This is a genomic window from Nonomuraea longispora, from assembly GCF_004348345.1.
In the GTDB taxonomy this organism is placed as follows: Bacteria; Actinomycetota; Actinomycetes; order Streptosporangiales; family Streptosporangiaceae; genus Nonomuraea; species Nonomuraea longispora.
The window spans coordinates 38,629-46,253 of the sequence record NZ_SMJZ01000050.1 but is presented as its reverse complement, the minus strand read 5'-3'; the positions used below and the strand labels follow the sequence as shown (position 1 = coordinate 46,253).

The window sequence follows — 7,625 nt, the reverse complement described above, 5'->3', positions numbered from 1 at the left end:
ACCTGGCGCTCACCGTGGACGACGCCCGCGCCGAGCACGCCCGGCTGTCGGCGGCCGGCGTCACGTTCGTCAGCCCGCCCGCCGAGATCACCGCCGGTGTCAACGAGGGCGGCTACGCCTGCTACTTCCTCGACCCCGACGCGATCACCCTGGAACTCGTCGAACCTCCGCGCGTCCCTGGCCGGCCGTGTGTACGCTCAAAACGATCATGCGAGGAGGACGGATGACCGTCGTTGACGCCCACCAGCACTTCTGGAACCTGGAGACGGGGTCCTACCCGTGGCTGACCCCCGCGTCCGGGCCGATCTTCCGCACCTTCGAGCCGGCCGAGCTCCTCCCCCAGCTCGCCGCGGCGGGAGTCGAGCGCACGGTGCTGGTGCAGGCGATGGACTCCTACGCCGACACCGACGCCATGCTCGCGCGGGCCGACGCCCACGACGTCATCGGCGCGGTGGTGGGCTGGGTGCCGCTGTGGCGGCCCGGCGAGGCGGCCGAGGCCCTGGAGCGCTACCGGCGTCATCCGAAGTTCGCCGGGGTGCGCCACCTCATCCACGACGAGCCCGACCCCGACTGGGTGCTGCGGGACTCCGTGGTCGAGGGGCTGCGGCTGCTGGCGGCGGCGGGGCTGCCGTTCGACGTGGTGGCCGTGCTGCCCCGGCACCTGGAGCACGTTCCGGTGCTGGCCGAGCGGGTGCCGGGGCTGCGGATGGTCATCGACCACCTCGCCAAGCCGCCCATCAAGGAGAAGGGCTGGGAGCCGTGGGCGTCGCTGCTGGCCCGGGCGGCGGAGTGCCCGCAGGTGTACGCCAAGGTGTCCGGGCTGAACACCGCGGCCGACGCCGCGATCTGGACGGCGGACGACCTGCGGCCGTACGTGGAGCACGCGCTGGAGTCGTTCGGGCCCGAGCGGCTGATGTTCGGCAGCGACTGGCCGGTGGCGCTGCTGGCCGGCGACTACGCGAAGGTGTGGCGGGAGACGGGCGCGGTGTTGTCGGGGCTGCCGGCGGCCGGGCGCGCGGCCGTACTGGGCGGCACCGCGACGCGCTTCTACGGCATGGAGGAGCCCGGATGATCGACGTGTTCGCGCCCATCGCGGCCGCGGCCGACCTGTCCGTCCCCGCCGGTCACCGGCTGCCGATCGCGGTGGTCGGCGCCGGGGCGATCGTCGACGTGGCCCACCTGCCCGCCTACCGGAAGGCCGGGCTGGAGGTGACGGGCCTGTACGACCTCGACGCCGCCCGCGCGGCCGAGGTGGCGGGCCGGCACGGGGTGCCGCGGACGTACGGGTCGCTGGCGGAGCTGCTGGCCGACGCGCGGGCCGCCGTGGTGGACATCGCGGTCGCGCCCGAGGCGCAGCCCGGCATCGCGAGGGAGGCGCTGGCGGCCGGCAGGCACCTGCTGTGCCAGAAGCCGTTCGCGCCCGACGTCGCGACAGGCCGGGAGATCGTCGAGCTGGCGGCGGCCCGCGGGCTGAAGGTCGCGGTCAACCAGCAGCTCCGCTTCGACGAGGGCATCGCCGCCGCCCGCGCCATGGTCCGCGCGGGCTGGATCGGCGAGCCGACGGCCATGACGTTCACCGTGAACATCCACACCGACTGGAGCGCCTGGGAATGGCTCGTCGGCGCCGACCGGCTGGAGATCGTCTACCACTCCATCCACTACCTCGACGCGATCCGCTCGATCCTGGGCGACCCCGAGCTCGTCTTCTGCGCCGGCGGCCGCACGCCCGGCCAGGTCGCCAGGGGCGAGACGAGGACGATGAGCACGCTGGTCTACCCGGGAGACGTGCGGGCGCTGGTCCACGCCACGCACGAGAACCGCACCGGCGACCAGGAGGCGTCGTTCCGCATCGACGGGACGCATGGCGCGGTCAAGGGCACGCTGGGCCTGCTCTACGACTATCCCCACGGCCGCCCTGACACCCTGGCCGTCCACAGCCGCTCGTTGCCCACGGACGGCTGGTTGCCGTACCCGGTGACCACGCGCTGGCTGCCCGACGCGATGGCCGGGCCGATGGGCTCGCTGCTGCGGGCGATCGCCGAGGGCGGCGAGCCGGAGACGTCCGGCTCGGACAACCTCGGCACGCTCCGCCTGCTGCACGCCCTCTACCGCTCGATGGACACGGGTGAGAGCGTGCGCCCAGGATCGACGGCATGAAGCGCTCACGGGTCACGCTCTCCGACGTCGCCGCGATGGCGAGGGTCGACAGGGCCGTCGTCTCCCGGGTGATCAACAAGGACCCCACGCTCAACATCCGCCAGGAGACGCGCGAGCGGGTGCTGGCCGCGATCGACCGGCTCGGCTACCGGCCGAACGTGGCCGCGCGGAGCCTGCGCACCGCGCGTGCGCACATGTTCGGGCTGTTCATCCCCGACTTCGCCAACCCCGTCTACGCGGAGATCATCAAGGGCGCCGAATCGGAGGCGGCCTCCCAGGGATACGTGCTGGTCACCGGCAGCGCGAGCGGCGCCGGGCTCGGCGAGTACATGGACCGGATCGGGCAGGGCCGCATCGACGGCCTGCTGCTGGCCGGGGCGGGCGACGAGTCCGGGCTGGTCGAGCATCTCGACAGGGCCGCCATTCCCTGGATCATGCTCAACAACCGCAGCAGGAGCGTCGAGCGGTACGTCATCCTCGACGACGAGCGGGCCGCCGCGCTCGCGGTGGAGCACCTCGTAGGCCTCGGTCACCGCCGCATCGCGCACCTGGCGGGACCGGCCCACGCCGACACCGCCGGCCGCAGGTCGGCGGGATACGCGGCGGCGATGCGCGAGGCCGGGCTGCCGCTGGGACCGATCGTGGCGGCCGACTACACGCCGGCCGGCGGCGCGGCGGCGATGACCCGCCTGCTCGCGGGCCCCGGGCGGCCGACGGCGGTTTTCGTGGCGAACGTCGCCTCGGCGATCGGCGCGATGGAGGGCGCGCGCTCGGCCGGTCTCGAGATCCCGCGCGACGTCTCGATCGTCGCCGTGCACGACCTTGAGCTGGCCGGCTACCTGTTCCCGGCGCTGACCACCGTACGCATGCCGCTGGCGGAGCTGGGCCGCCGCGGTGTCACCCTGCTCGCGGGGCTCAAGCCCGACGGCAAGGTGAGTGAGGTGCTGGCCGGGCCCATCGAGCTCGTCCAGCGCCGCTCCACCGCTGCGCCGCCCGGGTGACGCGACGGTGCCCTGGTGGTGGCTGTGGCGCAGCGCGGCAGGCACTGTTAGCGCTAACATCGGGGACGAAAGCGGCTTGAACGTAGCCCGGCCAACGCCCCCTGTCAAGCCCGGCAGCGGGCGGCGTGCGGCGGGCCCGGTCGGCCGTGAAAGTTTCATCCGGCGGTTGACGTCCGTCAGAAGCCGGGTTTACATGTCGTCCGGCGCAGCGTCAGGCAGGCGAACGGCGAGCGGCGGCACTCCGCCCCCCTCGCCACCCCTCTCCCGTCCCCGAAGGAGGACCCCTGTGCGTCGCCTGTCACGTCTCATCGGCACCGCGTCCGCCGCGCTCGCGCTTCTCGCGAGCACGGCCTTCGCCTACCCCGGCCCCGGCCACGTCACCGGAGACGTCGTCGTCCACGACCCCACGATGATCCGCACCTCCACCGGATATGTGCTCTACTCCACCCACGGCTACCTGGAGGCGCGCACCTCCGCCGACCGCGTCGCCTTCTCCCGCGCCGGCTCCGCCTTCCGGACGCCGCCGTCGTGGTGGCGTACCTACTCCTCCGGCAACGACCCGTGGGCGCCCGACATCTCCCAGCACGGCGGGCGCTACCTGCTCTACTACGCGGTTTCCGGCTTCGGCTCCAACCACTCCGCGATCGGGCTGGCCACCAGCACGACCGGGCAGCCGGGCTCGTGGAGCGACCAGGGCGTCGTCTACGCGACCACGACGAGCTCCGACCACAACGCCATCGACCCGAACCTGCTCGTCGACTCCTCCGGCCGGTGGTGGCTGAGCTTCGGCTCGCACTGGACCGGCATCCGGATGATCCGGCTGGACCCCTCGACGGGCAAGCGGCTGCCCGGCGACGGCACGCTCCACCACCTCGCCACCCGCCCGGACGCGCCCCACGCCGTCGAGGCGCCCCACATCGTCCGGCACGGCGGCCACTACTACCTGTTCGCCTCCTACGACCAGTGCTGCGCCGGCACGAGCAGCACGTACAAGATCAAGGTGGGCCGCTCCACCAGCCCGACCGGCCCGTACGCCGACCGCTCGGGGCGGTCCATGCTGAACGGCGGGGGCACGACGGTCCTGGAGACGCACGGCCGGATCGTCGGCCCCGGCGGGCAGAGCGTCATGCGGGACGTGGACGGCGACCTGCTCGTCTACCACTACTACGACGGCGCGGACAACGGCACCCCCAAGCTCGGGGTCAACCTCCTCGGCTGGGACGCCGACGGCTGGCCATACGTTCGCTGAGGCCCCATGCGCGTGCCCCGGCCATACGGACGCGGCCGGGGCCGCCTTTCCGGACGTCCGAATCAACGCCATTGACATCCCCGCAAAACGGACTCTAGGTTGTGCGAAACGTTTCGACTACCGTATCGGCCCCCTCCGGCCGAGCGTGCCCAGGGTCGGGAGCAGGATGTCGTCATTACGTGATGTGGCCGAGCGCGCACAGGTCGCGGTCAGCACCGTGTCCGCCGCGCTCAACGGCACCCGGCCGGTCGCGGCCGGCACCAAACGCCGCATCGAACAGGCGGCGGCCGAGCTCGGCTACCGCCCCAACCTGCTGGCCAGGGGCCTGCAGAGCAAGCGCACCCGCATCCTCGCCCTGCTCTACCCGGCGCCGCGCAGCGGCTTCGGCCTGACGGAGATGCAGTTCGCCACCGGGGCCGCCGAGGCCGCCCGCGAGCTGGGCCACCACCTGCTGCTCTCCCCCGAGAACGCCGACCCGATCGAGGAGCTGCGCCACCTCACCGGCCTGGGGCTGGTGGACGGGGTGCTGCTCATGGAGGTCGGCCTCGACGACGAGCGCGCGGCCTTCCTGGCAGCGGCGGGCGTGCCGTTCAGCATGATAGGACGCACCCGCGACCCCGGCTCGATCGACTACGCCGACATCGACTTCGCGGCCACGGCCGGGGACGCCGTGGCGCACGTCGCCTCGCTCGGCCATCGCAGCCTGGCCCTCTTCAACCTCTCCGCCGGCGCGTACGGCGACGGCTACGGCCCCGCGATCCGCGCGGGCGAGGAGTTCGCCGCCGCCGCGCGGGCCGCCGGGATCGGTTACGTGGACGGCCACCGTCCCGGGTCGGCGGAGGAGGGCCGGGAGGCGTTCGAGCGGCTCATGGACGCGCATCCCGACGTGACCGCGCTGGCCGTGATGGACGACCACGCGGCGGTCGGGGTGATCGCGGCCGTGGCGGCGCGCGGATGGCGGATCCCCGACGACCTGACGCTGATGCTGGTGTTGTCGTCGGCCAGGGTCGCGGAGATGTTCCATCCCCGGCTGACGACGCTGGAGCCGCCCGGCACCGAGCTCGGCAGGCTCGGCGCGCGCATGCTCGTCGACCGGCTGAGCGGCGACGGGCCGCCCCAGCAGCGGCTTGTTCCCTGCCGGCTGGTCGCCGGCGACAGCAGCGCGGCGCCCCCACCGAAGCCGCGTGAGAGGAGGCCGGCATGACCGCACGGCCGGGCATGCACACGCTCACCGCGGGCCGCGGGCTGCTGTTCGGCGGCGACTACAACCCGGAGCAGTGGCCGGAGGAGGTGTGGCCGCAGGACGCCGAGCTGATGCGCGCCGCCGGGGTCAACCTGGTCACCGTCGGCGTGTTCAGCTGGGCCAGGCTCGAGCCCGAACCGGACATACGGGACTTCGCCTGGCTCGACCGGGTGCTCGACCTGATGCACGAGAACGGCGTCGCGGTGGACCTCGCCACCCCCACCGCGTCACCGCCGCCGTGGCTGGGCCACCGCTGGCCGCAGACGCTCCCCGTCGACGAGTCGGGGCACCGGCTCTGGTACGGCGCGCGCAACCAGTTCTGCCCCTCCTCCCCCGTCTACCGCGAGCGTGCCCTGTCGATCGTCTCCGCCCTGGCCTCCCGGTACGCGGGCCACCCGGCGCTTGCCCTGTGGCACGTGGGCAACGAGTACGGACAGGTGTGCCACTGCGACGAGTCGGCGGCCGCGTTCCGGGCCTGGCTGCGCGGGCGCCACGGCGACCTGGAGACGCTCAACGACGCGTGGGGCACCACGTTCTGGAGCCAGCGCTACGGCGACTGGGCCGAGATCGTCCCCCCGCGGCGGGCCCCGTACACCGTCAACCCGTCGCAGCGCCTCGACTGGCGGCGGTTCTGCTCCGACGCGCTGCTGGAGCACTACCGGGCCGAACGCGACGTCCTGCGGGAGCACACCCCCGGTACGCCGGTCACGACGAACTTCATGGGGCTGTTCAAGCCGGTCGACTACTGGTCGTGGGCGGCCGAGGAGGACATCGTCTCCAACGACTGGTATCCCGAGCCGGGCGACCCGCTGGCCCCGGCGCGCACGGCGCTCACCCACGACCTGATGCGCGGGCTCGCGGGAGGCCGGCCGTGGCTGCTGATGGAGCAGGCCACGAGCGCCGTCAACTGGCGCCCGCACAACCTGCCCAAACCGCCCGGCCAGTTCCGGCTGGAGTCGCTGCAGGCGCTGGCCCGCGGCGCGGACGGGCTCTGCTACTTCCAGTGGCGGGCCTCCCGGTTCGGCGCCGAACGTTTCCACGCCGCGATGGTGCCGCACGCCGGGCCGGACACGCGGCTGCACGCCGCGGTCCGCGCCCACGGCCGGGAGCTGCGCGGGCTGGCCCGCGTGGCGGGCACGCCGGTGCCCGCGCGGGTGGCGATGGTGTTCGACTGGGCGAGCTGGTGGGCGCTGGAGGAACGGGGCCGACCCAGTGACCGGATCAACGCGACGGACCAGCTGCTGAGCTACTACCTGCCGCTGTGGGAGCGCGGCGTGAGCGTGGACGTGGTGCCGCCGTCGGCGGACCTGTCCGGCTACGCGCTGGTGGTGGCGCCGAACCTGTTCCTGGTCGGCGACCGGGACGCGGCGGCGCTGACCGCGTACGCGCGCGGCGGAGGCGTGCTGGTGGTCGGGCCGTTCTCCGGGGTGGTGGACGAGCGGTCACACGTGCGTACCGGGCGGTTCCCCGCGCCGCTGCGCGAGGTGCTGGGCGCGTCCGGCGAGGAGTGGCTGCCCGCGCCCGACGACGAGCCCGTGCGCTGCCGGTGGGCCGGCGGCGCCGCCTTCACCGCGCGCACCTGGACGGAGCTGGTGGCGGCGGAGGGCGCCGAGGCGGTGGCGGAGTTCGCCGACGGCGACCTGGCCGGCCACCCCGCCGTGCTGCGTCACCGCGCCGGCGACGGCGTCGCCTGGTACGTCGCGACCATGCCCGAGGCCGCCGCGCTCGGCGAGATCGCCGAGCGTGCGCTGGTCGACGCCGGCGTGGCCGGCGCGCTGCCGCGGCTTCCTCCCGGCGTCGAGGCGGTGCGCCGCGGCGACGTGCTGTTCCTGCTCAACCACGGCGCCGAGACGGCCGCCGTGCCCCTTCCCGAGCCGGCGCGGGACCTGCTGACCGGAGCCGTCGCGGACGGCCAGGTCACGCTGGCGCCCCGCGACGTCGTCGCGCTGCGCCCTGGCGCGTAGCACCCCCCACC

General features: G+C 73.8%; 7 protein-coding genes. All 7 read left to right on the top strand.

The window, feature by feature from the left end; translation table 11 throughout:
* The coding region (locus E1267_RS15630) for a VOC family protein (protein ID WP_220449503.1) at positions 1-227 on the top strand (227 nt) is incomplete at its 5' end.
* Complete coding sequence (locus tag E1267_RS15625) at positions 224-1,072, top strand: amidohydrolase family protein (protein WP_132333180.1); 849 nt, start codon at positions 224-226, stop codon at positions 1,070-1,072. The genes E1267_RS15630 and E1267_RS15625, both read left to right, overlap by 4 nt.
* The gene (locus E1267_RS15620; RefSeq protein ID WP_132333179.1) at positions 1,069-2,157 is read left to right on the top strand and encodes a Gfo/Idh/MocA family protein; all 1,089 of its coding nucleotides are present in this window, start codon (positions 1,069-1,071) and stop codon (positions 2,155-2,157) included. Before E1267_RS15625 ends, E1267_RS15620 begins: the two co-directional genes overlap by 4 nt.
* A complete protein-coding gene (locus E1267_RS15615; protein WP_132333178.1) occupies positions 2,154-3,158 on the top strand; it encodes a LacI family DNA-binding transcriptional regulator in 1,005 nt (334 codons plus the stop codon). The genes E1267_RS15620 and E1267_RS15615 overlap by 4 nt, the downstream gene beginning before the upstream one ends.
* 286 nt (positions 3,159-3,444) lie before the next feature.
* Positions 3,445-4,407 (top strand): arabinan endo-1,5-alpha-L-arabinosidase, encoded by a 963-nt coding sequence (locus E1267_RS15610; protein WP_246063912.1) that lies wholly within the window; start codon positions 3,445-3,447, stop codon positions 4,405-4,407.
* 166 nt (positions 4,408-4,573) lie between these two features.
* A complete protein-coding gene (locus tag E1267_RS15605) occupies positions 4,574-5,611 on the top strand; it encodes a LacI family DNA-binding transcriptional regulator (RefSeq protein WP_132333176.1) in 1,038 nt (345 codons plus the stop codon).
* Positions 5,608-7,614: a beta-galactosidase gene (locus tag E1267_RS15600; RefSeq protein ID WP_132333175.1), complete on the top strand. Its 2,007-nt coding sequence runs from the start codon at positions 5,608-5,610 to the stop codon at positions 7,612-7,614. The genes E1267_RS15605 and E1267_RS15600 overlap by 4 nt, the downstream gene beginning before the upstream one ends.
* Positions 7,615-7,625: the final 11 nt, after the last annotated feature.

Excerpts from the sequence above, each read along its gene's own strand:
- E1267_RS15605 (WP_132333176.1), top strand. The coding sequence starts at position 4,574 with ATGTCGTCATTACGTGATGTGGCCGAGCGCGCACAGGTCGCGGTCAGC.
- E1267_RS15600 (WP_132333175.1), top strand. The coding sequence starts at position 5,608 with ATGACCGCACGGCCGGGCATGCACACGCTCACCGCGGGCCGCGGGCTG.
- E1267_RS15615 (WP_132333178.1), top strand. The coding sequence starts at position 2,154 with ATGAAGCGCTCACGGGTCACGCTCTCCGACGTCGCCGCGATGGCGAGG.
- E1267_RS15620 (WP_132333179.1), top strand. The coding sequence starts at position 1,069 with ATGATCGACGTGTTCGCGCCCATCGCGGCCGCGGCCGACCTGTCCGTC.
- E1267_RS15625 (WP_132333180.1), top strand. The coding sequence starts at position 224 with ATGACCGTCGTTGACGCCCACCAGCACTTCTGGAACCTGGAGACGGGG.